General features: G+C 67.4%; 23 protein-coding genes. 10 read left to right on the forward strand and 13 right to left on the reverse strand.

Annotated features, from left to right (window positions below; genetic code table 11):
• Positions 1–174: 174 nt before the first annotated feature.
• Together boxB and boxC are read right to left on the reverse strand one after the other, a co-directional pair.
• Entirely contained in the window at positions 175–1,602 is a 1,428-nt protein-coding gene (boxB, locus tag CBM2594_RS22430) for a benzoyl-CoA 2,3-epoxidase subunit BoxB (protein WP_116358957.1), read from the reverse strand.
• An 84-nt stretch (positions 1,603–1,686) separates the two neighbouring features.
• On the reverse strand, positions 1,687–3,345 hold the full coding sequence (gene boxC / locus CBM2594_RS22435) for a 2,3-epoxybenzoyl-CoA dihydrolase (RefSeq protein WP_116358959.1): 1,659 nt from the start codon (positions 3,343–3,345) through the stop codon (positions 1,687–1,689).
• A 448-nt stretch (positions 3,346–3,793) separates the two neighbouring features.
• Here boxC and CBM2594_RS22440 point away from each other — a divergent pair, with 448 nt between their 5' ends.
• The 3 genes from CBM2594_RS22440 (at position 3,794) to CBM2594_RS22450 (ending at position 8,432) form a co-directional block, all read left to right on the forward strand.
• A complete protein-coding gene (locus CBM2594_RS22440) occupies positions 3,794–5,341 on the forward strand; it encodes a 3,4-dehydroadipyl-CoA semialdehyde dehydrogenase (protein ID WP_116358961.1) in 1,548 nt (515 codons plus the stop codon).
• Between the two features lie 83 nt (positions 5,342–5,424).
• Positions 5,425–7,029: a benzoate-CoA ligase family protein gene (locus CBM2594_RS22445; protein WP_116358963.1), complete on the forward strand. Its 1,605-nt coding sequence runs from the start codon at positions 5,425–5,427 to the stop codon at positions 7,027–7,029.
• 47 nt (positions 7,030–7,076) lie between these two features.
• Positions 7,077–8,432, forward strand: coding sequence for an MFS transporter (locus CBM2594_RS22450; protein WP_116358965.1), 1,356 nt, complete (start codon positions 7,077–7,079; stop codon positions 8,430–8,432).
• A gap of 222 nt (positions 8,433–8,654) precedes the next feature.
• Here CBM2594_RS22450 and CBM2594_RS22455 read toward each other — a convergent pair whose 3' ends face one another.
• Positions 8,655–9,332, reverse strand: coding sequence for a hydrolase (locus CBM2594_RS22455; RefSeq protein WP_116358967.1), 678 nt, complete (start codon positions 9,330–9,332; stop codon positions 8,655–8,657).
• Positions 9,333–9,480: 148 nt separating this feature from the next.
• Between CBM2594_RS22455 and CBM2594_RS22460 the strand changes: the two genes are divergently transcribed.
• The 4 genes from CBM2594_RS22460 (at position 9,481) to CBM2594_RS22475 (ending at position 11,743) form a co-directional block, all read left to right on the forward strand.
• On the forward strand, positions 9,481–10,389 hold the full coding sequence (locus tag CBM2594_RS22460; protein WP_116358969.1) for a LysR family transcriptional regulator: 909 nt from the start codon (positions 9,481–9,483) through the stop codon (positions 10,387–10,389).
• Positions 10,390–10,859: 470 nt separating this feature from the next.
• Positions 10,860–11,093 carry an isochorismatase gene (locus CBM2594_RS22465; protein WP_116358971.1) on the forward strand — a complete coding sequence of 78 codons (234 nt, stop codon included), beginning with the start codon at positions 10,860–10,862 and terminating at the stop codon, positions 11,091–11,093.
• A gap of 89 nt (positions 11,094–11,182) precedes the next feature.
• Positions 11,183–11,404, forward strand: a complete 222-nt coding sequence (infA, locus tag CBM2594_RS22470) for a translation initiation factor IF-1 (protein WP_008646230.1) — start codon at positions 11,183–11,185, stop codon at positions 11,402–11,404.
• Positions 11,405–11,488: 84 nt separating this feature from the next.
• Positions 11,489–11,743 carry a translation initiation factor 1 gene (locus CBM2594_RS22475; RefSeq protein ID WP_116358973.1) on the forward strand — a complete coding sequence of 85 codons (255 nt, stop codon included), beginning with the start codon at positions 11,489–11,491 and terminating at the stop codon, positions 11,741–11,743.
• Positions 11,744–11,821: 78 nt separating this feature from the next.
• On the opposite strand, the gene CBM2594_RS22480 is transcribed toward CBM2594_RS22475, so the two are convergent.
• The 4 genes from CBM2594_RS22480 to CBM2594_RS22495 all read right to left on the reverse strand — a co-directional run bounded on the left by CBM2594_RS22480 (position 11,822) and on the right by CBM2594_RS22495 (position 13,375).
• The gene (locus CBM2594_RS22480) at positions 11,822–12,196 is read right to left on the reverse strand and encodes a hypothetical protein (protein ID WP_116358975.1); all 375 of its coding nucleotides are present in this window, start codon (positions 12,194–12,196) and stop codon (positions 11,822–11,824) included.
• Positions 12,197–12,300: 104 nt separating this feature from the next.
• On the reverse strand, positions 12,301–12,627 hold the full coding sequence (locus tag CBM2594_RS22485) for a hypothetical protein (RefSeq protein ID WP_116359731.1): 327 nt from the start codon (positions 12,625–12,627) through the stop codon (positions 12,301–12,303).
• 65 nt (positions 12,628–12,692) lie between these two features.
• Positions 12,693–12,992: a hypothetical protein gene (locus CBM2594_RS22490; RefSeq protein WP_116358977.1), complete on the reverse strand. Its 300-nt coding sequence runs from the start codon at positions 12,990–12,992 to the stop codon at positions 12,693–12,695.
• A gap of 179 nt (positions 12,993–13,171) precedes the next feature.
• The gene (locus CBM2594_RS22495) at positions 13,172–13,375 is read right to left on the reverse strand and encodes a cold-shock protein (RefSeq protein ID WP_112775604.1); all 204 of its coding nucleotides are present in this window, start codon (positions 13,373–13,375) and stop codon (positions 13,172–13,174) included.
• Positions 13,376–13,657: 282 nt separating this feature from the next.
• On the opposite strand from CBM2594_RS22495, the gene CBM2594_RS22500 reads away from it, so the two are divergent.
• A complete protein-coding gene (locus CBM2594_RS22500; RefSeq protein WP_116358978.1) occupies positions 13,658–13,885 on the forward strand; it encodes a hypothetical protein in 228 nt (75 codons plus the stop codon).
• An 84-nt stretch (positions 13,886–13,969) separates the two neighbouring features.
• Here the strand turns inward: CBM2594_RS22500 and CBM2594_RS22505 are convergent, their stop codons facing one another.
• On the reverse strand, positions 13,970–16,207 hold the full coding sequence (locus CBM2594_RS22505) for an NADP-dependent isocitrate dehydrogenase (protein ID WP_116358980.1): 2,238 nt from the start codon (positions 16,205–16,207) through the stop codon (positions 13,970–13,972).
• A gap of 452 nt (positions 16,208–16,659) precedes the next feature.
• Positions 16,660–18,201, reverse strand: a complete 1,542-nt coding sequence (locus tag CBM2594_RS22510; protein WP_116358981.1) for a methyl-accepting chemotaxis protein — start codon at positions 18,199–18,201, stop codon at positions 16,660–16,662.
• Between the two features lie 283 nt (positions 18,202–18,484).
• On the opposite strand from CBM2594_RS22510, the gene CBM2594_RS22515 reads away from it, so the two are divergent.
• Positions 18,485–18,913 carry a phasin family protein gene (locus tag CBM2594_RS22515; protein ID WP_116358983.1) on the forward strand — a complete coding sequence of 143 codons (429 nt, stop codon included), beginning with the start codon at positions 18,485–18,487 and terminating at the stop codon, positions 18,911–18,913.
• A gap of 12 nt (positions 18,914–18,925) precedes the next feature.
• On the opposite strand, the gene CBM2594_RS22520 is transcribed toward CBM2594_RS22515, so the two are convergent.
• Together CBM2594_RS22520 and CBM2594_RS22525 are read right to left on the reverse strand one after the other, a co-directional pair.
• A complete protein-coding gene (locus CBM2594_RS22520) occupies positions 18,926–19,231 on the reverse strand; it encodes a DUF1272 domain-containing protein (protein WP_116358985.1) in 306 nt (101 codons plus the stop codon).
• Between the two features lie 112 nt (positions 19,232–19,343).
• On the reverse strand, positions 19,344–20,273 hold the full coding sequence (locus CBM2594_RS22525) for a LysR family transcriptional regulator (RefSeq protein WP_116359732.1): 930 nt from the start codon (positions 20,271–20,273) through the stop codon (positions 19,344–19,346).
• Positions 20,274–20,457: 184 nt separating this feature from the next.
• Here CBM2594_RS22525 and CBM2594_RS22530 point away from each other — a divergent pair, with 184 nt between their 5' ends.
• Positions 20,458–21,432, forward strand: coding sequence for a tripartite tricarboxylate transporter substrate-binding protein (locus CBM2594_RS22530; protein WP_116358987.1), 975 nt, complete (start codon positions 20,458–20,460; stop codon positions 21,430–21,432).
• Positions 21,433–21,439: 7 nt separating this feature from the next.
• On the opposite strand, the gene CBM2594_RS22535 is transcribed toward CBM2594_RS22530, so the two are convergent.
• Positions 21,440–22,891 (reverse strand): aldehyde dehydrogenase family protein, encoded by a 1,452-nt coding sequence (locus CBM2594_RS22535; RefSeq protein ID WP_116358989.1) that lies wholly within the window; start codon positions 22,889–22,891, stop codon positions 21,440–21,442.
• Positions 22,892–22,986: 95 nt separating this feature from the next.
• On the reverse strand, positions 22,987–24,606 hold the full coding sequence (locus CBM2594_RS22540; RefSeq protein WP_116358991.1) for an MFS transporter: 1,620 nt from the start codon (positions 24,604–24,606) through the stop codon (positions 22,987–22,989).
• Between the last annotated feature and the right edge of the window lie 6 nt (positions 24,607–24,612).

The raw sequence follows: 24,612 nt of genomic DNA on the forward strand, positions 1-24,612 counted from the left end.
TCCACGGCATATAGTCCGTGCCCGCGGTGTTCCCCTCTCCCCTCAGGGGAGAGGGCAGGGTGAGGGGTGGTTTAAGCACCGGCGCTTCGTGGAAGCTCCCTGCCCTCACCCCCGGCCCCTCTCCCGCAACGCGGGAGAGGGGAGCAAACCCGCAGCGGGGTAACGCCCAGCGCCTCAGTTAAACCGCACATACTCGAAATCCACCGGCTGCCGGTTGATACCCATCACCGGCGGCGCGATCCAGTTGGCGAACTTGCCGGGTTCGACCACGCGGCCCATCAGGCTGGCGACGAAGGCGCGGTCGCCGTCGCTGGGCAGCCACTGGTCGCGGAAGTCGCGCCATTCGGCGTCGGAGATCACGCGGCCGTCGGGCGACACTTTCACGCCGGCCAGCGCGCCGATATTACGGTGGAACGCCTTGTGCGGCACCTTCAGCCGGAACGGGATGCCGGCCTTGTCGATGACCTTGTTCCAGCGCTCGATGCCGGCCATGCTGTCCTTGATGTAGTCGTCGCGCAGCACTTCGTTCAGCGCGTTGAGCATCGGCACTTCCTTCTCAGTCAGCTGGCCGTTCTGCGTCTGCAGCACGCGGTAGGTCTGGCCCTTGAGCACGTGGTCGTCCATGCGCTTGCCTTCCTCGTAGCGGCCCTTCAGGCCGGTGCTGTAGAAGGTGGCGGCGTTGCTTGATTCATCCGCGCCGAACAGGTCGATGGTTACGCTGTAGTGGAAATTCAGGTAGCGCTGCAGCGTCGGCAGGTCGATCACGCCGGCGGCGCGCAGTCTGGCCGGATCGTCGGTCTTCAGTTCGTTCATCACCTGGCAGGTGCGCTGGATCACGCGCGACACGCCGGATTCGCCGACGAACATATGGTGCGCTTCCTCCGTCAGCATGAACTTGGTCGTACGCGCCAGCGGGTCGAACGCGCTTTCGGCCAGCGCGCACAGCTGGAACTTGCCGTCGCGGTCGGTGAAGTAGGTGAACATGAAGAACGACAGCCAGTCGGGCGTCTGTTCGTTGAACGCCTGCAGGATGCGCGGGTTGTCCTGCTGGCCGCTGCGGCGTTCCAGCAGCGCCTCGCCCTCTTCGCGCCCGTCGCGGCCGAAGTACTTGTGCAGCAGGTAGACCATGGCCCACAGGTGGCGGCCCTCTTCCACGTTCACCTGGAACAGGTTGCGCAGGTCGTACATGCTGGGTGCGGTCAGGCCCAGGTGGCGCTGCTGCTCGACCGACGCTGGCTCGGTATCGCCCTGCGTCACGATGATGCGGCGCAGGTTGGCGCGGTACTCGCCGGGCACGTCCTGCCACGCATCCTCGCCCTTGTGGTCGCCGAAATGGATCTTGCGGTTGGCCTCGGCGGGGTTCAGGAAGATGCCCCAGCGGTAGTCCGGCATCTTGACGTGGCCGAAGTGGGCCCAGCCCTGCGGGTCGACGCTGATCGCGGTGCGCAGGTAGATGTCATGCTGGTGCGAGCCTTCCGGGCCCATGTCGTTCCACCAGTTCAGGTAATTGGGCTGCCACTGCTCGAGCGCGCGCTGCAGGGTGCGGTCTTCGCTGAGGTTGACGTTGTTGGGGATCTTGTCGCTGTAGTTGATGCCGGACATGGTGGTCTCCTGGGGGAGTATTCGTTAATCTCGTGCGATGGCTAATCTCGTCGCCCCCGCGAGAGCGGGGACGACGGTGGATACTCAGACCCGGTTCCAGTCGAACGCGGCCTTGTCGCCCTTGCCGTAGACCTTCAGCGCGCCTTTGTCGCCGACCGCGTTGGGGCGCTGGAAGATCCAGTTCTGCCACGCGGTCAGGCGGCCGAAGATGCGGGTGAACATGTTTTCCTGGCCGTTGAAGCGCAGGTTGGCTTCCATGCCGGTCAACGCATCGGGCGACATCGCCACGCGCTCTTCCAGCGCGATGCGCACTTCGTCGGTCCAGTCGATATCGTCCGGGTTGGCTGTGACCAGGCCCAGTGCGTGGGCGGCATCGGCATCGAGCGGCTGGCCGGCCTTGGCCCGCACCGCGTCCAGCGCGGGCTGTTCGTCATAGAAGCGGCGGCCCAGCCGGCTCTGGCCGGTAGCCATCGGGTACAGGCCGAAGTTGACGTCGGCCACGGTGATCTTCGGCGCGCGCGCCTCGTCGTCGGGCAGCGCCAGGTGATAGCTGCGGTCGCACGCCAGCGCCAGCTCCAGGAAGGTGCCGGCAAAGCACGAATCCGGTTCGATCAGCGCGAACAGGCTGCGCGACGACACGTCCAGCCGGCTCAGCGTGCGGCGCAGCAGGCCGATGGTCTCGCGCACGAACCAGTGATCCTGGTGCGCGAGCAGCGTGGCGTCGGCGGCCAGCACCGCGGCGGCGTCGCCGTGGGTCTTGATCAGCCAGGTGCCGATGTCCAGTTCATTGGTGCGCATCGACAGGATCGCGTCTTCCAGTTCGCGCGCCAGTTGCAGCGGGTACCACGCAGCGCCCGCTTCCACGATTTCATCGATGTTGTGCGGCTGCGTGCCCGTCGGCGCCTTGACCGTAAAGGTGGCGGTGCGGCCGGCGCGATCGATCTCGACCGTTACATGCGTGTAGCGCAGCGCATCCGCTTCGATCGTGCGGTCGATCGGCGCGAGCGCCACGCCTTGCGCATCGGCCGGGCGGTCGCTCTGCGCGGCCAGCGCCAGCGCGCGCTCGCGCACCTTCTGCGCGAACACCGCCGGCTTGGCGATATCGTCGACCAGGCGCCAGTCCTTGGCGCGCTGGCCGCGCACGCCTTCGGTGGTGGTGCAGAAGATGTCGGCGAGATCATGGCGCACATGGCGCTTGTCGGTCACGCGGGTCAGGCCGCCGGTGCCCGGCAGCACGCCCAGCAGCGGCACTTCCGGCAGGCTTACGGCCGACGAGCGGTCGTCGACCAGCAGGATCTCGTCGCAGGCCAGTGCCAGTTCATAGCCGCCGCCGGCGCAGGCGCCATTGACCGCGGCGAGGAATTTCAGGCCGCTGTATTGCGACGAGTCCTCCATGCCGTTGCGGGTCTCGTTGGTGAACTTGCAGAAATTGACCTTCCACGCATGGCTGCTGACGCCGAGCATGAAGATGTTGGCGCCGGAGCAGAACACCTTGTCCTTGCCGCTGGTGATGACGACGGTGCGCACTTCCGGGTGCTCGAAGCGGACGCGGTTGAGCGCGTCGTTCAGTTCGATGTCGACACCGAGGTCGTAGCTGTTGAGCTTGAGCTTGTAGCCGGGACGCAGGCCGGCGTTCTCGTCGATATCCACCGCCAGCGTGGCGACGGCGCCGTCGAATGCCAGCTTCAGGTGCTTGTATTGGGAGGGATCGGTCTGGTAGTCGACGCGGGGGGCGGTGGTCACGGCGGTGTCTCCTTTGCGAAACTGAACTATAGTGCACTAACAAGGCATCTCGGTTCACGCACTATAGTTCATAGCTTTAGATTTACGCAAGCACTATTGCGCAGACACTCAGGGGGTGCCGATCACTTCTCCCGGTGCGCGCACTCGGCGATAAGCGGGCGCACGGCCCGGCACCCAAGCCACTGGTGGCCGTAACTGCGATGCAGATCTGGAGACGGCGGCGCGAATCCATGCAATATAGTGCTTGACACGGTTTCGCCGCGGCTCTATTTTTCATCCATGCACAATAATGCATGGCGCCAGCGGGATCGCTGGCGAATCAGACGGAGCCCCCTTCACATGTCCCCCACTGAATTCCACGGCCAGCTCGCGCCGCCAGCAACGGCCACGCGCCGGTGCCCTGCCCCCTGCCCCAAGGCCGCATCGACTTCAAGCGCCGAGGTCCCCCATGACTGAATTGCTATCCAACTACCTCGGCGGCAAGTGGCAGGCCGGCAGCGGTGCCGGCACGCCCTTGTTCGATCCGGTGCTGGGCGATGAACTGGCGCGCGTGGACGCCACCGGGCTGGACCTCGCTGCCGGCTTCGCCTTTGCCCGCGAACAGGGCGGCGCTGCCCTGCGCGCGCTGACCTATCGCCAGCGTGCCGCGTTGCTGGCTGACATCGTCAAGGTGCTGCAGGCCAATCGCGACGCCTACTACGACATCGCCACCGCCAACAGCGGCACCGTGCGCAACGATTCCGCGGTCGACATCGACGGCGGCATCTTCACGCTGGGCACTTATGCAAAGCTGGGCGATGCGCTGGGCGACCGGCACTACCTGCCTGACGGCGAAGCGGCCCGGCTGGGCAAGGACCCGCTGTTCCAGTCGCAGCACGTGCTGGTGCCCACGCGCGGCGTGGCGCTGTTCATCAATGCCTTCAACTTCCCGGGCTGGGGACTTTGGGAAAAGGCAGCGCCGGCGCTGCTGGCGGGTGTGCCGGTGATCGTCAAACCCGCTACCGCCACCGCCTGGCTGACCCAGCGCATGGTGCGCGACGTGGTCGAGGCCGGCGTGCTGCCGGCGGGCGCGTTGTCGGTGGTCTGCGGCAGCCCGGCCGGGCTGCTCGACCCGTTGCAACCCTTTGACGTGGTGTCGTTCACCGGCTCGGCCGCTACGGCGGCGGTGATCCGCTCGCATGCCGCCATCGCGCAGCGCTCGGTGCGCGTGAACATCGAAGCGGACAGCATCAACTCCGCGGTGCTGCTGCCGCAGCATGGCCCCGATACCGCCGCCTTCGACCTGCTGGTGAAGGAAGTCGTGCGCGAGATGACGGTCAAGTCCGGGCAGAAATGTACCGCGATCCGGCGCGTATTCGTGCCCGAGGCCTTGTACGCCCAGGCCGCCGAGGCGATCGGTGCGCGGCTGTCGAAAGTGACCGTGGGCAACCCGCGCAACGACACAGTGCGCATGGGCGCACTGGTCAGCCGCGCGCAGTTCGACGCCGTGCAGGCAGGACTTGCCGAACTGCGCCGTCACACGCAGGTGCTGCATGACGGTACGCGCCGGCCGCTGGTCGATGCCGATCCGGCGGTGGCCTGCTGCATCGGCCCGACGCTGCTGGGCGCAGCCGATGCCGACTCGGCCGCGCCGGTGCACGACACCGAAGTCTTCGGCCCGGTCGCGACGCTGCTGCCTTATCGGGATACCGCCCACGCCCTCGAACTGGTGCGCCGCGGCCAGGGGTCGCTGGTGGCTTCGCTCTATGGTAGCGACGCGGCGGCGCTTGGCGCCGCGGCGCTGGAGCTGGCAGGCAGCCATGGCCGCGTGCATGTGGTTTCGCCGGACGTGGCGCAGCTGCATACCGGCCACGGCAACGTCATGCCGCAATCGCTGCACGGCGGCCCCGGCCGCGCCGGCGGCGGCGAAGAGCTGGGCGGCCTGCGCGCGCTGCACTTCTATCACCGCCGCAGCGCCATCCAGGCCAGCACCGCGGTGCTCGGCAGCTTCGCCTGAGCGATCCGGTCCATCGCTTTCCCGCGCCGCCACATTCGCATGGCGGCGCGGCACACCGTACACCAGCAACGGGGAGACAACCCATGAACGCCACGCCCGCAGCGCCCCCGGTCCGGCCACCCGGCCCGACCTTCAACTTTGCCGCGCACCTGCTCGCCTGCAACGCAGCACGCCCCGGCAAGGTGGCTTATCTCGACGACGACGGCCAGCTCGCCTATGGCGAACTCGACCAGCGCGTGCGGCGCCTGGCCGCGGCGCTGCTCGGCGCCGGCATCCGCCGCGAAGAGCGCGTGCTGCTGCTGATGCACGACTGCACCGACTGGCCGGTGTGCTTCCTCGGTGCGATGTATGCCGGCATCGTCCCGGTTGCCGTCAATACCCTGCTGACCGCCGACGACTACGCCTACATGCTGCAGCACAGCCGCGCGCAGGCGGTGCTGGTGTCGGCGGCGCTGCTGCCGGTGCTGCAGGACGCGCTGGCGCGGCCCGGGCATGAGGTGCGGCAGGTGCTGGTGTCGCGTGCGCAGGCGCCGCTGCCCGATGGCATGGCTGCGCTTGACGCGGCGCTGGCCGCGCAGCCGCCGCTGCAGGCGCCTGCCGCCACCGGTTGCGACGATCCCGGCTTCTGGCTCTACTCGTCGGGCTCGACCGGCCAGCCCAAGGGCGTGGTGCACAGCCACGGCAACCCGTACTGGACCGCGGCGCTCTATGCCGGCCCGGTGCTCGGGCTGCGCGAGCAGGACGTATGCTTCTCCGCGGCCAAGCTGTATTTCGCCTACGGTCTTGGCAACGGCCTGAGCTTTCCGCTCAGCGTGGGCGCGACGGTGGTGCTGATGGCCGAGCGCCCCACGCCCGAGGCCACCTTCCGCCGCTGGCTGCAGCACCGGCCAACGGTGTTCTTCGGCGCCCCGACCGGATACGCCGGCCTGCTCGCCTCGCCGGCGCTGCCGCAGCGCGCCGACGTCGCGCTGCGGCTGTGCTCGTCGGCCGGCGAAGCGCTGCCCGCCGATATCGGCCAGCGCTTCACCGCGCATTTCGGCTGCGAGATCATCGACGGCATCGGCTCCACCGAGATGCTGCATATCTTCCTGTCCAACCGTCCCGGCCAGGTGCGCTACGGCACCACCGGCTGGCCGGTGCCGGGCTACACCATCGAGCTGCGCGACGAAGACGGGCGCCCGGTGCCCGACGGCGAGATCGGCGACCTGTATATCCAGGGCCCCAGCGCGGCGATGATGTACTGGGCCAACCGCGAGAAGTCGCGCGAGACCTTCCGCGGCGGCTGGACCAAGAGCGGCGACAAGTACGTGCGCAACCCTGACGGCACCTACAGCTACGCCGGCCGCAGCGACGACATGCTCAAGGTCAGCGGCATCTATGTCTCGCCGTTTGAAGTCGAGGCCACGCTGGTGCAGCACCCCGCGGTGCTGGAAGCCGCGGTGATCGGCGTGCCCGACCACGACGGGCTGGTCAAGACCAAGGCCTTCGTGGTGCTGAAGGCGGGGGCGCAGCTGGGCGAAAACGAACTGAAGGCCTTCGTCAAGGAACGCCTGGCCGCCTACAAATACCCGCGCGCGATCGCCTTCGTCGACGCGCTGCCCAAGACCGCCACCGGCAAGATCCAGCGCTTCATGCTGCGTGAACGGGAACTGCAGGCCGCCGCAGAGCGCGCCGTCGCGGTGGCGTGAGCGGCAACGCCGCCCGCCCCGTCATACCACCATACCGGAGACAAACCATGCGTCAGATCGATGTCCACCAGCTGGCCGACACGGCCCGCTTCAACCGCTTCCACGCGCTCATCCTGTTCTGGTGCGCGCTGATCATCATCTTCGACGGCTACGACCTCGCCGTGGCCGGCATCGCGCTGCCGTCGATCATGAAGGAGATGGGCGTGACCGCCACCAGCGCCGGCTTCATGGTCAGCTCGGCGCTGTTCGGCATGATGTTCGGCGCGATCTTTCTCGGCACCGTGGCCGACCGCATCGGGCGCCGGCGCGCCATCGCCATCTGCATCGCGCTGTTCAGCGTGTTCACCGCGGCGGCGGGCCTGACCAGCGACCCCGTCAGCTTCAGCGTCACGCGTTTCCTCGCGGGGCTGGGCATCGGCGGCGTGATGCCCATCGTGGTGGCGCAGATGACCGAGTACTCGCCGCGCAAGCTGCGCGGCACGCTGGTGACGCTGATGTTCAGCGGCTACTCGGTCGGCGGCATGCTGGCCGCGCTGCTGGGCAAGGGGCTGATCGAAAGCTACGGCTGGCAGTCGGTGTTCCTGGCCGCCGGCGTGCCGGTGGTGCTGATTCCGCTGGTGCTGCGCGCGCTGCCGGAGTCGATGCCCTACCTGATCCGCACCGGCCAGACCGATGCGCTGCAATCGGTGGTATCGCGCCTGGTGCCTTCGCATCGCGCGCAGGCCGGCGACGTGTTTGCGCTGGCCGCCGACGACAAGGCCGGCAGCGCGCCGATCCGGCGCCTGTTCCAGGACGGCCGCGGCGTCAGCACGGCGATGTTCTGGGTCGCGTTCTTCATGTGCCTGTTCATGGTGTATGCGCTCAGTTCGTGGCTGGCCAAACTGATGGCGGGCGCGGGCTACAGCCTGGGCTCGGCGCTGACCTTCGTGCTGGTGCTGAACTTCGGCGCAATGCTGGGCGCCATCGGCGGCGGATGGCTGGCCGACCGGTTGCCGATCAAGCACGTGCTGGTCGGCATGTATGCGCTGGCGGCGGTGTCGATCACGCTGCTGGGCTATCCGATGCCGACCGCCGCGCTGTTCGTCGTGGTGGGCCTGGCAGGCGCGTCCACCATCGGCACGCAGATCGTCACCTACGCCTATGCGGGCCAGTTCTATCCGATCGCGGTGCGCGGCACCGGCATCGGCTGGGCTTCAGGCGTGGGCCGCAGCGGCGCCATCCTCGCGCCGATCGTGATCGGGGTGCTGGTGGGAATGTCGCTGCCGCTGCAGCAGAATTTCATGGCGATGGCGATACCCGCGGTGATCGCGGCGGGCGCAGTGTCGATGATCAACCACCGGAGGTCGGCATCGGCGCAGGCGGAAGTCGCGGCGCCGGTGCGGGTGGCTGTGCGGGAGGCCTGAGGGAACTTGCTTGCCCCATGAGTCCTCCCGCGTGCCGGTTGTTTTCTCCCGTCTCCCGCGCGCGGGAGAGGGATCCGAACGCTGGCCACGCCGACTTGCTATCGCTAACCGACACGTCTTTCCCGCGTAGGCGGGGACCCAGTGGCTTTGAAGCGCAAGCGCTTCTCAAAGTCGCTGGGTTCCCGCTTTCGCGGGAATGACGGTGGTCTCACCCCAAGGCGCTCAACGCTGCGAGTCCAGCACCTCGTGGTTCTTCTGCACTTCCTGCGCCTTCAGATAGCTTTCGATCAGCAGCTGGTAGGCCGGGAAGATCTTGGTGTAGACCTCGGCCCATTGCTGCGCGTCCGCGCGGTTCCAGGTCTGCTGCAGTTCCGACGCCACCGCGGCGGTGTCCATCGGCACCACGCCGGCCTGGACGATGCGCGCCAGCGTGATCTCCTGCGCCATCTTGGAATAGGTGCCCGAGGCGTCGACCACCGCGAACACCTTGTAGCCGTCGGCCACCGCGCTGATCGACGGGAACGCCATGCAAACGCTGGTGATGGTGCCGGCGATGATCAGGGTCTTCTTGCCGGTTTCACGCACGGCGTCGACAAAGTCGGGGTTGTCCCAGGCGTTGATCTCGCCCTTGCGCGCGACGTACTTGGCGTGCGGGGCGTTCTCGTGGATCTCGGGGATCAGCGGGCCGTTGGGACCTTGCGGCACCGATGCGGTGGTGATCACGGGCAGCTTGGACAGCGTCGCCATCTTGGCCAGCGCGGCGGCGCGCAGGCGCAGTTCGGGCATCGGCATGTCGCCCACGGTCTGGAATAGGCCACTCTGGTGGTCGATCAGCAGCATTGCCGTATCGGCGGGATCGATGGCCGGACGCTTGCCGTTGAAATTGGCGGGTGTGGTCATTTGGCGTTCTCCTATGCAGTTGGCAAAACCGGCGGACCGGACCATCCGGAACCGACCGTGTTGCGAAAGCATAGGACTTGGCAAATGTGCCCGGTAGACCGGAAAATCTGCCTTCAGCGTCCTACTGGCAGGACGACAGGAGCCGCCTTTGCATCCGGACCTCAATGACCTGTATTACTTCGCGCAGGTGGTCGACCACCAGGGCTTTGCCCCGGCCGGCCGCGTGCTTGGCATCCCCAAGTCCAAGCTGAGCCGGCGCGTGGCCCTGCTGGAGGAGCGCCTGGGCGTGCGCCTGATCCAGCGCTCGACGCGGCGCTTCTCGGTGACGGAACTGGGGCAGACCTATTACGCCCACTGCAAGGCCATGCTGGTCGAGGCCGAGGCCGCCGAGAGCGCGATCGAGCAAAGCCGTGCCGAGCCCAGCGGCCTGGTGCGCATGACCTGTCCGGTGGCGCTGCTGCATGCGCGCGTGGGCGAGATGGTGGCCGACTTCATGGCCGCCAACCCCAAGGTCATCGTGCACCTGGAGGCCACCAACCGGCGCGTCGACGTGGTGGCCGAGGGCATCGACCTGGCCGTGCGCGTACGCGTGCCGCCGCTGGAGGACAGCGACCTGGTAATGCGGGTGCTGTCCCAGCGCGCCTGGAGCTTCGTGGCCAGCCCGGCGCTGCTTGCGGCCCACGGACCGCTGCAGGCGCCGGCCGACCTGAACGCACTGCCCACGCTGGACCTGGGCCCACCGCGGCCGTCGCATACGTGGTCGCTGTACGGACCGGGCGGCGCCAGCGCCGACCTGCACCACAAGCCGCGCCTGGTCACCGACGACATGATCATGCTGCGCACCGCGGCGGTGGCCGGCGCCGGCATCGTGCAGCTGCCGGTGATGATGATGACCGACGAGCTGCGCGATGGCCGCCTGGTCAGGGTGCTGCCGGAATGGTCGGTCAAGGGCGGCGTCATTCACGTCGTGTTCCCCTCGCGGCGCGGGCTGCTGCCGTCGGTGCGCGAGCTGATCGATTTCCTGTCGCAGCGCTTCGCGCAGATCGAGGAATCCTGAGCCCGCGTGACCGGCGCCACGGGCAGCGCCGGTCACGCGGGCAGGTTTGGCCCGGAAGTGGTATCATCCGGGATCCTATGTGCAGACCAGACCGGCAACGCCCGACTGCTGCGCATCTGCCGCAGTCCTCTGTCCACTGGAAGCACTTCAGCAGCGGCATATCAGGCGCAAACCCGGGCCGATCCATCGGTACCCTGTGCGTCTTCGGGCCGGACGGCCCATCACCCTTTTCCGACCGGCGGCTGGTCCGCTCCGCAACGATCACCCGTACCGCTGCACTCCTGCACTCTGGTACGCCGGCGTATCGGCTTGCGCAGGCATGGTCCCCTTCACGCCAGATGCAACGCCCGTGCGATCGCGCGGGCCAGATCCTGGCACACCGCAACGGCTGACGGCCGCCACCGCGCCCCGCGACATCGGCATGCCGATGCCCCGCGCCGCCACGGCCGCGCCCATGAACAGGCAACACATTGAATCGAGTCAACCCTATCCATCACAGCCCTTATACCGTTTCCGTCTACCCGATCCAGCAGGAACCCGGCCTCTGGTTCGCGACCTACATGATTGCGGAATACCGCAATGGCGCCGAACGCATCGTCGCCAACGTGGCCATGCGCCACGACACCCACCGCTCCGAAGCGCGCGCCAGGCAGGCTGCCCGCCGCGCGGGCGAACATGCCGCATCCCGGCTGCGCCAGCAGTAAGCCGCAGGCCTTATCCCCCGGTCCGCCGTCAACGGCTGGCCACCACCACAGCACGCGCGCAAGCCGCGCGGCTACAGCAAGGAGCCTCCTTGGCAAAAGAAGAACTGGTCGAATTTGGCGGCAAGGTATCGGAAGTGCTGCCTGACAACCGCTTTCGCGTGATCCTGGAAAACGGTTTCGAAGTCTGGGCGTATTCGTCCGGGCGGCTGAAGAAGAACCGCATCCGCGTGCTCGCGGGCGATCGCGTCACGCTGGAGATGTCGCCCTACGACCTGACCAAGGGACGCATCAACTACCGGCACAAGTCGTAGCCTGACGCGCCCTTCGCCATGGCATGCGCCGCCGCGCGCGTGCCATCCCCTAACCCCTTATCCCTCAATCAAGGAGAACCGATCATGTCCGTCATCGAAGAATGGGAAGCCCTGCATCTGACGCCGGAAGGCTGGCAAGCGGGAAGCTACCGGCACGCGCCGTGGCAGGCCGTGGAAGTCGCGCCGCCGGCAGCGGGCGTGCTGACCGTCAGGCGCCACGTGACGGCGACCTATTGCGGGCCGTCGCGCGCGGTCGAAGACCGCACCCCGGAAATCACCGACATGGCGCTGATCGAAGCGCTGCTGGAGCGCCACGGCGACCCGGTGTTCCGGATCTGATTCCTGGAGCGCAAGGCGCGGCGCGCGTGCGCGCCAGTGCCAGAGCTTTACCGCTGACAGCGCCGGCGTGCCGGCACCTCAGCCAAGCACGCGCACATGCGGCCGGACCGTCCTGAGTCCGGCGCCGACCGTGCGCAAATCGCCGTCCCACGGGGCGGCGGCCAGGTCCAGCACGTAGTCGCCCTCGCGCGCCTTGTCGTGCAGCTGGTCGCGCACCACCTGGCCGATGGCCAGGCGGCACAGCGCCTCGCCACTGTCGGCAAGCTCGCCGCGCAATGCGGCAGGGTCGGTCAGCACGCCGAACGAACGCCGCCCCACGCCCACGAAGCTGGTGAACAGCACGCCGGTGGGACGCTCCGCATCGATAAAGCAGATGGCCACGTGATAGGTGATGCCCTTGCCCTCGCCGGGCAAGGTACACAGAAAACCGGATGATCCCGTACGCATGTCCATGAACGGACTCCTTGCAGTCTGACGGATAACGCCGCGCGCCTCCGGTTGCGCAACGCGCCGGATGGGCCCGGCACGCTGCAAGCAACGAAGCCCTATAGCGACACCTACAGCGACGCCACCGATTCGCCGGCGACCAGCCCGTTGATGATGTCTTCGCCGAACTGCAGCGCGCCGCGGCGCGCCGAGCCGATGTTCTCCCAGCGCGACTGGCCCACGGGGAACACGCGCGCATGGTCTTCGCCGGGGCGATAGCCTTCGCGGCAGATCACGATGGAAGCCAGGAAACTGGTGTCGGGCCTGGTGCGGGGCCAGGCCTGCTCGGGCCGGTGGCGGTAAACCAGGGGGTAAAGGTCAAAACCCTTGTAGCTGGCAAAGGGCGTGCTGCCGGGAACATTGTTGCCGGGACTGCGGCTGGGACTGCTGTCGCTCACGACGGCTCCATGCGGCATCGTGCCGCGTTGATGGGAAGAAATGCAGGACCGGCGCCGGGCCTGGCTCAGGACGCCGGCATGGCCGACGATGCTACCGAGAGCCCCGGCACCGCGCCGTTGATGATGGCCTCGGCATAGCGCAGCGCACCACGGCGTGCGCCGCCGACGTTATCCCACGGCGTGGCTTCCAGGCGGAACGTGCGCGCCTGCGCGCCTTCGGGCGACTCGCCTTCGACGCAGATCACCACCGCCGCATCGAACGAGCGATCGGGCCGCGGCTCCGGCCATACGCGCGTGATGGCGTGCTTGTACACCAGGGGGTAGAGGTCATACCCCTTGTATGTCGCAGCGGGATAGATATCCATGGCAGCCTCCGGCGCAATCGTGGTGTTGCCCCCACTCTACGCCTGTTGCCCGCTGCGCAGTGGCTTTATTTCGCCAGCGGCCGTCATCATGCCGGCCACAATAAAAAAGCTCCGCCAAGGCGGAGCTCTTTTTTATCAAACTGGCGCTGGGGCGCTCAGCTTAATGGGGTCGGTGCAATTCAGATCGGCTCGATCTTGGTTGCGGCCGGGCCCTTCTGGCCGACGCCGGCCACATAACGCACCTTCTGGCCTTCAGCCAGCGACTTGAAGCCGTTGCCCTGAATTTCGGAGAAGTGTGCGAACAGGTCGTTGCCGCCTGCATCCGGGGTAATGAAGCCAAAACCCTTCGAATCGTTGAACCACTTGACGGTACCGGTTTCCATGTTGGATTCCTTAATAATTGTTTCTCGGCCGACAAAAGCGTCGGCAAGGCATGACGATCAAGGAAGTAACTTGGAGAAAAAGTGGCGCCGTGTGGGCAAGCACCTGGACTTCGAGATTGCTGCTTGATTGATCCTGCATCCACCCTTATACAGGTCACCCCCTGCCATGTCAACGAACTTCGCCGAATCCGTCCAGAATCGCGGACAAAGTGCGGGTTGAGGGTCTTGCCGTCCCGCAGGCGGCATGCATGCTACAGTGGCCCATCGAACGGAACACCACGGATGACACTCTGCACTGCCTGCCAGGCCATTGAACGCCATGTGCGCGGCGCCCCCGGGCATGCCGCGCTGCGCATCACCGACACCCGCCGCATCAAGCCGCCGCGTTCGGCGGCCGTCACCATCAGCAGCTTCGTCTGCCAGGATTGCGGCGCGCTGTGGACCTACCGCGACCAGAAGAGCGGACCCGAGCAAGGGTGGGACCTGCCTGCGCCGACGCCGCAGCAATAGGCGCACCCGCGGCGCAAACAAAAAACCCCGGACCAGGGCCCGGGGTCTTGCTCACGGCCGGCCCGCAACGCGGGCCGAAGGCGCTCAGGCTGCCACCGAGGCCAGCGCGGCGTTCAGCGTCTGGCTCGGGCGCATCGCGGCGCTGAGCTTGGCGGCGTCCGGCTGATAGTAGCCGCCGATGTCGACCGGCTGGCCCTGCACGGCGGCCAGTTCGCCAACGATCTTCTGCTCGTTGTCGGTCAGCGTCCTGGCCAGCGGCGCGAACCTGGCGGCCAGTTCGGCGTCGTCCGACTGCGCGGCCAGTTCCTGCGCCCAGTACATCGCCAGGTAGAACTGGCTGCCTCGGTTGTCCAGCTCGCCGGTCTTGGGCGACGGGCTCTTGTTGTTGTCGAGCAGCTTGCCGGTGGCGGCATCCAGTGTCTTGGCCAGGATCTTGGCGCGGGCGTTGCCGGTCTTGATGCCGACATCTTCCAGCGACACCGCCAGTGCCAGGAACTCGCCCAGCGAATCCCAGCGCAGATGGTTCTCTTCGACCAGCTGCTTGACATGCTTCGGCGCCGAGCCGCCGGCGCCGGTTTCATACATGCCGCCGCCGGCCATCAGCGGAACGATCGACAGCATCTTGGCGCTGGTGCCCAGTTCCATGATTGGGAACAGGTCGGTCAGGTAGTCGCGCAGGATGTTGCCGGTCACCGAGATGGTGTCCAGGCCGCGGATCACGCGCTCCAGCGTGTAGCGCATGGCGCGCACCTGCGACATGATCTGGATGTCCAGGCCGCTGGTGTCGTAGTCCTTCAGGTAGGTCTCGACCTTCTTGATCAGCTCGGCTTCGTGCGGGCGGTACGGGTCCAGCCAGAACACCGCCGGCATGCCCGAATTGCGCGCGCGCGTGACGGCCAGCTTGACCCAGTCGCGGATCGGCGCGTCCTTGACCTGGCACATGCGCCAGATGTCGCCCTGCTCGACGTTTTGCGTCAGCAGCACTTCACCGGTGGCCAGGTCGACGATGTTGGCGACGCCGTCTTCGGCGATCTCGAAGGTCTTGTCGTGCGAGCCGTATTCTTCCGCCTTCTGCGCCATCAGGCCCACGTTGGGCACGGTGCCCATGGTGGTCGGGTCGAAGTTGCCGTTGGTCTTGCAGAAGTTGATGATCTCCTGATAGATCCGGGCAAAGGTGCTTTCCGGGATCACCGCCTTGGTGTCCTTCGGACGGCCGTCGGCGCCCCACATCTTGCCGCCGATGCGGATCATGGCCGGCATAGACGCATCAACGATCACGTCGTTGGGCGCGTGCAGGTTGGAGATGCCCTTGGCCGAATCCACCATCGCCAGTTCCGGGCGATGCTCGTGGCAGGCGTGCAGGTCGCGGATGATCTCTTCGCGCTTGGAGCTGGGCAGCGCCTCGATCTTCTCGTACAGGTTGACCAGGCCGTTGTTGACGTTGACGCCCAGTTCGTCGAACAGCGCGCCGTGCTTGGCGAAGGCTTCCTTGTAGAAGATCTTGACGGCGTGGCCGAACACGATCGGGTGCGACACCTTCATCATGGTCGCCTTGACGTGCAGCGACAGCATCACGCCGGTCTTGCGCGCGTCTTCGAACTGCTCTTCATAGAAGGCGCACAGGGCCTTCTTGCTCATGAACATGCTGTCGATGATCTCGCCGTCCTGCAGCGACACCTTGGGCTTGAGCACGATGGTCTTGCCGCTCTTGGTAATCAGCTCCATCTTGACGTCGCGGGCGCGGTCCAGCGTCATCGACTTTTCGCCGTGGTAGAAGTCGCCGTGCTTCATGTGCGCCACGTGGGTGCGCGAGGCCATGCTCCACTCGCCCATGCTGTGCGGGTGCTTGCGTGCGTAGTTCTTGACCGCGGCCGGGGCGCGGCGGTCGGAGTTGCCTTCGCGCAGGACCGGGTTCACGGCCGAGCCCAGGCACTTGGAATAGCGCTTCTGGATCGCCTTCTCTTCGTCGGTCTTGGGGTCTTCCGGGTAGTCGGGCACCTTGTAGCCCTTGCCCTGCAGTTCGCGGATGGCGCTGACCAGCTGGTGCACCGAGGCCGAGATATTCGGCAGCTTGATGATGTTGGTGTCCGGCAGCTGCGTCAGCTTGCCCAGCTCGGCCAGGTTGTCCGGCACGCGCTGCGCTTCGGTCAGGAATTCGGGGAACTCACCCAGGATACGGCCCGCCACCGAGATATCGCTGGTGGTCACGTTGATGCCGGCCGGCTTGGTGAAGGTCTGGATGATCGGGAGGAACGCACTGGTCGCCAGCAGCGGGGCTTCGTCGGTCAGCGTGTAGATGATGGTGGGTTGCTGGGTACTCATTGCTTCTCTCAGATCCTCTATCGGTGGGTGGGACTTCTGCCTGCCGGGTCACGGTCAGGGCAACAAACTAGGCGAAAAGTAGAATTTTGCCTCAGTTTGCTTTCAGGAATCTGAAAACCACCGCATTGGGGCGGCAATCGGGCAGAAATTTGGGTTGGAGACTGGCTTGCGCGGCCAGATGGCATTCTTTGCACCTCAACGGTGCCTGGCCGGCGGATCACGCAGTTGTCAAACCCGGCACTGACAATGTCGGCCTTTGTTCACTCGAAGGAGTTTTTTGAAGGCGCGGTGCAACGTATTTCCCGCGAAAGCGGGAACCCAGCGACTTTGAGAAGCGCTTGCGCTTCAAAGACACTGGGTCCCCGCCTACGCGGGGACGACGTGTCGGTTACTGGAGCAAGGCGGCAGGGCCAGCGTGCGGGCTACTCGGGGAGAAAACAAGCGGCTTACGATCAAGCCGCCAGCCTGAACGTCGCGACCGCCTCCTTCAGCCGCTGCGCCTGCTCCTCCAGCGACCCTGCCGCCGCGGCGGCCTCTTCCACCAGCGCCGCGTTCTGCTGCGTCACCGTGTCCATCTGCGTCACCGCCTGGTTCACCTGCTCGATGCCCGCGCTCTGCTCGGCCGACGCCGCGCTGATCTCGCCCATGATGTCGGTCACGCGCTTGACCGCCGCGACGATCTCTTCCATGGTCTGGCCCGACTGCGTCACCAGCATGGAGCCCTTCTCGACGCGGGCCACCGAATCGCCGATCAGCGCCTTGATCTCCTTGGCCGCGGTCGCGCTGCGCTGCGCCAGGGTGCGCACCTCGCCCGCCACCACCGCAAAGCCGCGGCCCTGCTCGCCGGCACGCGCGGCTTCCACCGCCGCATTCAGCGCCAGGATATTGGTCTGGAACGCAATGCCCTCGATCACGGCGATGATGTCGACCACCTTCTTCGATGCGCCGTTGATCTCTTCCATGGTCTCGGCCACCTTGCCCGCGACCGCGCCGCCCTGCTCGGCGATATCCGAGGCGTTGACCGCGAGCGTGCTGGCCTGGCGCGCGTTGTCGGCGTTCTGGCGCACGATGCTGGTCAGTTCCTCCATGCTGGCCGCGGTCTGCTGCAGCGACGAGGCCTGCTCCTCGGTGCGCTGCGACAGGTCGGTGTTGCCGGCCGCGATCTGGCTGGTGCCCGACACGATGGATTCGGTGCCGGCGCGCACCTGGCGCACGATGCGCAGGATATTGGCGTTCATGTCCGCCAGCGCCTGCAGCAGCTGGCCGGTTTCGTCGCGGCTGTCGACCTCGATGCGGCTGGTCAGGTCGCCCGACGCCACGGTGCGCGCCACCGCCACGGCGCGATGCAGCGGACGCGTGATGCCGATGGTCAGCCACACCGAAAAGGCAACGCCGATCCCCAGCACCACGACGCCCAGCCCGATCAGGCTGTTGCGCGCATTGACGTAGATGCCGTTGATCTCGCGCGCGGTGTCGTCGATGCTGGCGCGCTGGATGTCGAGCAGCTTCTGGATCTCGGCCAGGTAGGCGTCGCCGGCCGGCACGAACTCTTGCTCCAGCACCTGGTTGGCCTCTTCGGTCAGGCCTTCCTGCTTCAGCTTCGTGATCTTGTCGCGGCCGTTGTTGTACGGGTCGCGCACGCTCAGGATCTTCTGGAACGCGGCCTTTTCCTGCTCGGAGGTCAGCATCGGCTGCAGCTTGTCGCGCAGCTGCGCAATGCCTTCGATCGATGCCTTGGTCTCCGCGGCAAAGAACTGGCCCAGCGACGGGTCCGCGCTGCGCGCCACCGCCGTGGTGCGGCGCACGCTGGTATGCATGAGGCGGTACCAGTCGCTGACCAGCCGCTCCTTGGTCAGCGGCTGCTGCATCATCGCGTGCGTGCGCTCGGCCACCTGCTGCAGGCGCAGCATGCCCAGGCCCGTCATCAGCGCCGCCAGCAGCAATACCACCCCAAAACCGATGCCGAGGCGAACCCCGATACCTAGATTCTTCATATCTTCTACCTGATTAGCATTGGTCATGGCGAAGTGCTGCCGCGCCCGAATCAACGGCTCGGCGCGGCGCTCTTCGCTCTCATCGTCCGCGGGCGGGCCGGGTCGGGCCGACGCACAGGCGGGCTATGGATGCCAACGGCATGGAGGGCGGTAACTTTAGGGTCTTCCTCGATTGACGGCCAGAAGTGTGCGGATACCGGCTATAGTGGACAAGATCCCGGCCCAGGGGCACGCCGCCCCCGCCGCCGGCCGACCTGCCAGTCCTTCCACCAGGAGACCCAGCATGGCCACGCCTCCCAATCCCTTCGCAGATTTCACCAGGATGATGGAACAGTTCCGCCTGCCAGGCGTGGACATGAGCGCGGTGATCGAAGCGCGCCGCAAGGACATCGAGGCCCTGACCGAGGCCAACCGGCTGGCCTATGAAGGCATGCAGGCCATCGTGAAGAAACAGCAGGAGATCTTCGCCCAGACCATGCAGCAGCTGCAGGCGGCCGCGCAGCAGTACGGCACCGCGGGCAATCCGGCCGAGGCCATGGCCAGGCACAGTGAATTCGTGCAGCAGCAGCTGCACCAGGCGCTGGAAAACATGCGCGCGCTCGCCGAGACCGCGCAGAAGGCGCAAGCCGAGGCGCTTGCGGTGATCAGCCAGCGCGCCGAGCAGAACGTGAAGGAGGCTGGCGAACTGCTCCAGCCGAAAACCAAAGGCTAGCGCAGGCCAGCGCTAGCGCTGCTCGGGCGGAACCGGGACAATCGCCCCGGCAAAGCGGGCATGCGCCTCGAGGTCGACCGGCCGGTGCTTCACCTTGGTACTGGCCGGGTCGTTGCCGAGGAAGTTGCCGTTCTTCCAGTCCCGCGCCGGCCGCACCGGCCGCGGCGCGAAACCGCCGCCGCAGTTCGGGCAGACATTGCCGAGCAGGTCGACGCAGCCGGCGCAGAAGGTGCATTCGTACGAGCAGATGCGGGCTTCGGTGGAATCGGGCGGCAGGGGCTTGTTGCAGTGTTCGCAGCCTGGTCTGAGTTCCAGCATGGCGTTTGTTTTCCGTGTGAATGAACGATTCGGAATCATCGCTATCGTAGCCGCATTTCCGGTCAGGCCGCCCTGGCACTGCCGCCGCGGGCCCGGCTCCGTGATGGCGGCCTCACCGCAGCCACCCCTTCTCCATCAGCGGCACATCCCACGGCGGCTCTCCCTGCAGGCTTTCCGCCAGGTAGTCCACCAGCACCCGCACCTTCAGCGCCTGCCGCTGGGTGGCCGGGTACACGGCGGCGAACTCGAACGATGACAAGGCATAGTCATGCAGCACCGGCACCAGGCGGCCGGCCAGCAGGTCGTCGCTGGCGACCAGCGTGGGCAGGCAGACCACGGCGGCGCCGCTGACGGCGTAGTCGCGCAGCAGGTGGACGGAGTTGGTGCGCATGCGCGGGGCCAGGTCGATCTCGACCGATTCGGCATCGCGCGTGAAGGTCCACCTGTTGCGCGTCGGGTAGGCGGAGTACAGCGCCACCTTGCTGCAGACCAGGTCCGCCGGCCGTTCCGGCTTGCCCCAGCGTTCAATGAACTCCGGTGCCACGCAGAAGATGCGGCGCAGCGTGAACAGCCGGCGCGCGATCAGCGAATCGTTCTGGGGCGCGAAGATCTGGAAGGCCACGTCGAAGCCTTCTTCGATCGGATCGACCACGCGGTCGTTGACGACGATGTCCAGCTCGATATCCGGGTATTGCCGGCTGAAGCCGGCCAGGATGTCGGCGAAATGCCGGATGGCGAAGCCGGGCAGCACCTGGATGCGCAGGCGTCCGGCCGGCGTGGCGCGCAGGTCGCGCATCTGGTCGGTCAGGTCGGCGAGGTTGGCGACCACGTCGGCGCATTGGCGGTAGTAGGTCTCGCCCACTTCCGACAGGCGCACGTGCCGCGTGCTGCGGTGGAACAGCGGCGCGTTGATGTACTTCTCCAGCTGCTGCACGCGGTGGCTGACGACGGAATTGGTCACGCCGAGCTGGCGCGCGGCCTCGGCAAAGCTGAGCGTGTCCGCAACCCTGACGAAGGCTTCGATACTGAGAAAACGGTCCATGGCAAACCCCGGGGCGAAGGGGTCGAGGTTGACCCGCGGCAGTGCTACCATCTGGCGCACTCCGGGGCCGCTGGGAGCGCCCGGCAGCTTGCCGCTGCCGCACAACGCTGGTGCGCGGCGCCATGCCAGCCGCGATCAGAAGGCAGCTCGACGGCAATCATAGCGAACAAGGGGCAGATCCGTCATGCAGAACCATGCATTGCAGCGCCGTCGCCTGGTGCTGGGCGGGGCCGCGGCCATGCTGCTGGCCGGGCGCGCCGGCGCACAAGCACGCAGCAGCGTCCCGCTGGTGCTGGTTGTGCCGTTCGCCCCTGGCGGCGTGGTCGACAAGGCCGCGCGCGAAATCCATGCGGGCCTTGTGCGGCGGCTCGGCCAGACCGTGGTGATCGAGAACCACGACGGCGCCGGCGGCACCATCGGCACGGGCATGGTGGCGCGCGGCAAGGCCGACGGCCACACCATCGGCCTGGTCTATGACTCGTATGCGACCGAGCCGCTCATTTACCCCAACCTGCCCTACCGCGCCGGGCGCGACCTGACCGGCGTGTCGTACATGGTGCGCGCGCCGATGGCGCTGGTGGTGCCGGCCGCCTCGCCGTGGCGCACGCTTGCAGATTATGTGCGGGCGTGCCGGCAATCGCGCCAGGTGTCTTATGCATCGGTGGGCATCGGCAGCTCCAACCACCTGACCGCCGAATGGTTCCACCAGGCCGCCGGCACCGATGGCCTGCACGTGCCGTTCCGGGGCGGCGCGCCGGCGCTGAAAGACCTGCTGGGCGGCCATGTCGATTCGATGTTTGCCAGCCTGCCGCTGGTGCTGGCGCAACTCCAGGCCGGCAAGCTGCGGGCGCTGGCGGTCAGCGCTTCTGACCGCACTCCGCATCTGCCAACGGTGCCCACGCTGGCTGACACCTTCCCTGGCCTGGTCACCTACTCCTGGGTCGGCATGATCGCGCCGGCCGCCACGCCGTCCGCACGGATCGGGCAACTGGCCGCAGCGGTCAGCCAGACGCTGCGCGAGCCGGCGGTAGCGCAGCGCCTGCACGACAATGGCTTCGAAATCGTGGCCGGCTCCGGCGCAGCGATGAACGCGCTGGTCGCGTCGGAAGCCGCGCGCTGGGCGGCACTGGTGCGGCAACGGGCGTTGGTGCTGGGCTAGTGCAACGCTAGTGCGGCGCAGCGCCGGCGTCCACGTTGATCCACACCGAGCGCGCTTCGGTGTAGCCGTGCATCGCCTCGAAGCCCATGTCGCGCCCGTAGCCGGATTCGCCCACGCCGCCGAAGGGGCTGCCCGGATGGACGCGCTGGCAGCAGTTGACCCAGCACATGCCGCCGCGGAGATCGCGCGCGAGGCGGTGGGCGCGGGCCAGGTCGCGCGTCCATAGCCCGTTGCCCAGTCCATATTGCGTGCCGTTGGCAATGGCCAGCGCCTGCTCGTCGCTGGCAAAGCGCAGCACCGCGACGACCGGCCCGAAGACCTCCTGCTGCGCGATGCGGTCGTGCGGGCGCGCCGCGACCACGGTGGGCTCGACATAGAAACCCCGGCGCAGGCGGGGATCGGCAGGCGGGTTGCCGCCGGTCAGCACGGTGCCGCCCTGGGCCTGCGCCATCTCCACATGCTCCAGCACGCGGTCCCGATGCGCCGCCGAGGTCAGCGGCCCCATCTCGGTGGCGGGATCGGCCGGATCGCCCACGCGGATCGAGCGCGCCAGCGCGACGAAGCGCTCCAGGAAGGCATCGGCGATGTCCTCGTGCAGCAGCAGGCGCGAGCCGGCGATGCAGGCCTGGCCCTGGTTGCGGAAGATGGCCCAGGCCGCGCCCGCGACCGCGGCATCCAGGTCGGCATCGGCGAAGACGAGATTGGCCCCCTTGCCGCCCAGCTCGACCTGGATGCGCTTGAGATTGCCGCGCGAGGCCTCGACGATGCGCCGCCCGGTGGCCGATGCGCCGGTGAACGAGATCTTGCCGACATCGGGATGGTTCGCCAGCCGCTGCCCCGCCACGTTGCCGAAGCCGGGCACCACGTTGATCACACCCGGCGGGAAGCCTGCCTCGGCCGCCAGCGCCGCCACGCGCAGCGCGGACAGCGGCGTCAGCTCCGACGGCTTGAGCACCACGGTGTTGCCTGCCGCCAGTGCCGGCCCCAGCTTCCAGCCGGTGAACATCAGCGGAACGTTCCACGGCACGATCTGCCCCACCACGCCGATCGGGGCCCGCTGCACGTAGTTGAGAAAACCGGGCTCGACCGGCACCACGGTGCCTTCGAGCTTGTCGGCCATGCCCGCGAAATAGCGCAAGCAAGCCGCGGTGCGGGGCACGTCGAGGCCGCGCGCATCGCGGATGGGATGGCCGGTGTTGGCGCTCTCAAGCTGGGCCATCCCCGTGTCGGCTTCGATGGCATCGGCCAGCCGCGCCAGCAGCCTGCCCCGCGCACCGGCGGCCAGGCGCGACCATGCGGGAAAGGCGCGGCGCGCCGCGGCCACGGCGCGGTCGATATCGAGCTGTGCGCCCGCTGCCACGCGCGCAAGAAGGCTGGCATCGTGCGGATTGACGACGTCCAGGGTGTCGCCGTCGAGGGCGTCGACAAAGCGGCCGTCGATAAACAGCTGGTTGTGCATGGGGTCCTTGGGAACCGGGAGTGCTTTGGTGGCAGAAGATGGCGGTCTTGCCTGGGGGACGACGCCGGTCCGCCAGCGCCTGCCCTCGCCGTTGCTCATTCCAGCGGCCGCCCCGCTGCCAGCAGGTGCCGCACCCGCGGCGGCCCTTCGCCGGTGTGGAAGCGCGCGACCTCGCGCTGCAGGTCGGCATCCGCGTGCGGCACGCGTTCGTGCTGGCGCAGGTGCTCGGCCCAGGATTCGACCAGGAACCACTCGGTGTAGGCCCCGGCATCGGCCGGGTCCTCCATCACGCCCCAGTTGAAGGCGCCGTCGCGCAGCCGTTCCTCGGACAGCTTGTGGATGGCTTGCAGGAAGCCCCGGCAGTCGGCCGCGCGCACGCGGTATTCGATCAGGATCATTACCGGGCCGCGGTCGTGCGCCAACTCGCCAGCGGCTTCGGGCGCGGGCCAGTGCCGGGCCGGGCCGAGGTCTTCCTCGCCGCGCGGCAGCTTGACCCGGTGCATGACGAAGGCGGCCATGCCCAGCGCGGCCGCGGCGATCATCAGCGCCGCCGGCGTCCCCAGCCCCTGCGCGACAAAGCCCCACACCAGGCTGCCCAGCGCCATGGCGCCGTTGAACACCATCTGGTAGACCGCCAGCGCGCGGCCGCGCACCCAGTTGGGCAGGATCGCCTGGGCGGTACCGGCCAGCGTGGTCAGCGCCAGGATCCACGCGGCGCCAAGCAGCAGCAGCGCCAGCATGGCGACCCATGCCGGCGGCGCCATCGACAGCACCGCCATCACCACCGCTGTCGCCAGCGCCGCGGCCAGCATCAGCTGGTCCAGGTCCAGCCGCTTCTGCAGGCGCGGCATCACCAGCGCACCCAGGATCGCACCTATGCCGACCGCGCCCAGCAGCATGCCGTACAGCGATGCGCCGCCGTGCAGCATCTGGCGCGCGACCAGCGGCAACAAGGCCCAGATGCTGCTGCCCAGCGCAAAGTAGCAGGCCGCGCGCAGCAGCACCACATGGAGCTTGCTGTGCGCCCTGGCAAAGCGCACGCCGGCGCGGAAAGCACCGAAGAAATGCTCGCGCAGCGGGTCTTCGGCACGTGCCGGGCGCTTCCACCACAGCAGCGCGGCAATCACGAACAGATAGCTGGCCACGTCCGCACCATAGGTTGCCGCCGCGCCGAACGCGGCCAGCAACAGGCCGCCCGCGGCCGGCCCGATGGCGCGCGCGATATTGACGCCCAGCGAGTTCAGCGCCACCGCCGGCTTCAGTTCGCTGGCCGGCACCAGCTCCGGCACGATCGACTGCCAGGTCGGCCCCATCATCGCCGTGCCGATGCCGCCCAGGAAGGCCAGGCCGATCAGCAGCTCGATGGTCAGTCCGTCCTGCCATGCCAGCACCATCAGCGTACCGCTGACCATGGCCAGCCCCACCTGGATCACGATCAGGAAGCGGCGCCGGTCCAGGATGTCGGACAGCACGCCGGCGGGAATCGCCAGCAGGAACACCGGCAGCGTGCCCGCCGCCTGGATCATGGCAACGGCCGCGGGCGAGCCCGACAGGTCAGTCGCCAGCCAGGCGCTGGCCACATCGCGCATGAAGCTGCCGATATTGCCCAGCACCGTCGCCGCCCACAGCACGGCGAAGGTGCCGCGCGCCAGCGGCGCGAAACTGCCGCCGTGCGGCCTGGCCGCGTCCGTCGCGCTGGAAGAACTGGCAGTCATGGCGAT

Source organism: Cupriavidus taiwanensis (genome assembly GCF_900249755.1).
In the GTDB taxonomy this organism is placed as follows: Bacteria; Pseudomonadota; Gammaproteobacteria; order Burkholderiales; family Burkholderiaceae; genus Cupriavidus; species Cupriavidus taiwanensis_D.

Excerpts from the sequence above, each read along its gene's own strand:
- boxB (WP_116358957.1), bottom strand. The coding sequence starts at position 1,602 with ATGTCCGGCATCAACTACAGCGACAAGATCCCCAACAACGTCAACCTC.
- CBM2594_RS22505 (WP_116358980.1), bottom strand. The coding sequence starts at position 16,207 with ATGAGTACCCAGCAACCCACCATCATCTACACGCTGACCGACGAAGCC.
- CBM2594_RS22480 (WP_116358975.1), bottom strand. The coding sequence starts at position 12,196 with ATGGACATGCGTACGGGATCATCCGGTTTTCTGTGTACCTTGCCCGGC.
- CBM2594_RS22475 (WP_116358973.1), top strand. The coding sequence starts at position 11,489 with ATGTCCGTCATCGAAGAATGGGAAGCCCTGCATCTGACGCCGGAAGGC.
- CBM2594_RS22515 (WP_116358983.1), top strand. The coding sequence starts at position 18,485 with ATGGCCACGCCTCCCAATCCCTTCGCAGATTTCACCAGGATGATGGAA.
- CBM2594_RS22535 (WP_116358989.1), bottom strand. The coding sequence starts at position 22,891 with ATGCACAACCAGCTGTTTATCGACGGCCGCTTTGTCGACGCCCTCGAC.
- CBM2594_RS22455 (WP_116358967.1), bottom strand. The coding sequence starts at position 9,332 with ATGACCACACCCGCCAATTTCAACGGCAAGCGTCCGGCCATCGATCCC.
- CBM2594_RS22540 (WP_116358991.1), bottom strand. The coding sequence starts at position 24,606 with ATGACTGCCAGTTCTTCCAGCGCGACGGACGCGGCCAGGCCGCACGGC.
- CBM2594_RS22445 (WP_116358963.1), top strand. The coding sequence starts at position 5,425 with ATGAACGCCACGCCCGCAGCGCCCCCGGTCCGGCCACCCGGCCCGACC.
- CBM2594_RS22440 (WP_116358961.1), top strand. The coding sequence starts at position 3,794 with ATGACTGAATTGCTATCCAACTACCTCGGCGGCAAGTGGCAGGCCGGC.
- CBM2594_RS22525 (WP_116359732.1), bottom strand. The coding sequence starts at position 20,273 with ATGGACCGTTTTCTCAGTATCGAAGCCTTCGTCAGGGTTGCGGACACG.
- CBM2594_RS22495 (WP_112775604.1), bottom strand. The coding sequence starts at position 13,375 with ATGGAAACCGGTACCGTCAAGTGGTTCAACGATTCGAAGGGTTTTGGC.
- CBM2594_RS22450 (WP_116358965.1), top strand. The coding sequence starts at position 7,077 with ATGCGTCAGATCGATGTCCACCAGCTGGCCGACACGGCCCGCTTCAAC.
- CBM2594_RS22500 (WP_116358978.1), top strand. The coding sequence starts at position 13,658 with ATGACACTCTGCACTGCCTGCCAGGCCATTGAACGCCATGTGCGCGGC.
- CBM2594_RS22520 (WP_116358985.1), bottom strand. The coding sequence starts at position 19,231 with ATGCTGGAACTCAGACCAGGCTGCGAACACTGCAACAAGCCCCTGCCG.
- CBM2594_RS22530 (WP_116358987.1), top strand. The coding sequence starts at position 20,458 with ATGCAGAACCATGCATTGCAGCGCCGTCGCCTGGTGCTGGGCGGGGCC.
- CBM2594_RS22510 (WP_116358981.1), bottom strand. The coding sequence starts at position 18,201 with ATGAAGAATCTAGGTATCGGGGTTCGCCTCGGCATCGGTTTTGGGGTG.
- CBM2594_RS22490 (WP_116358977.1), bottom strand. The coding sequence starts at position 12,992 with ATGGATATCTATCCCGCTGCGACATACAAGGGGTATGACCTCTACCCC.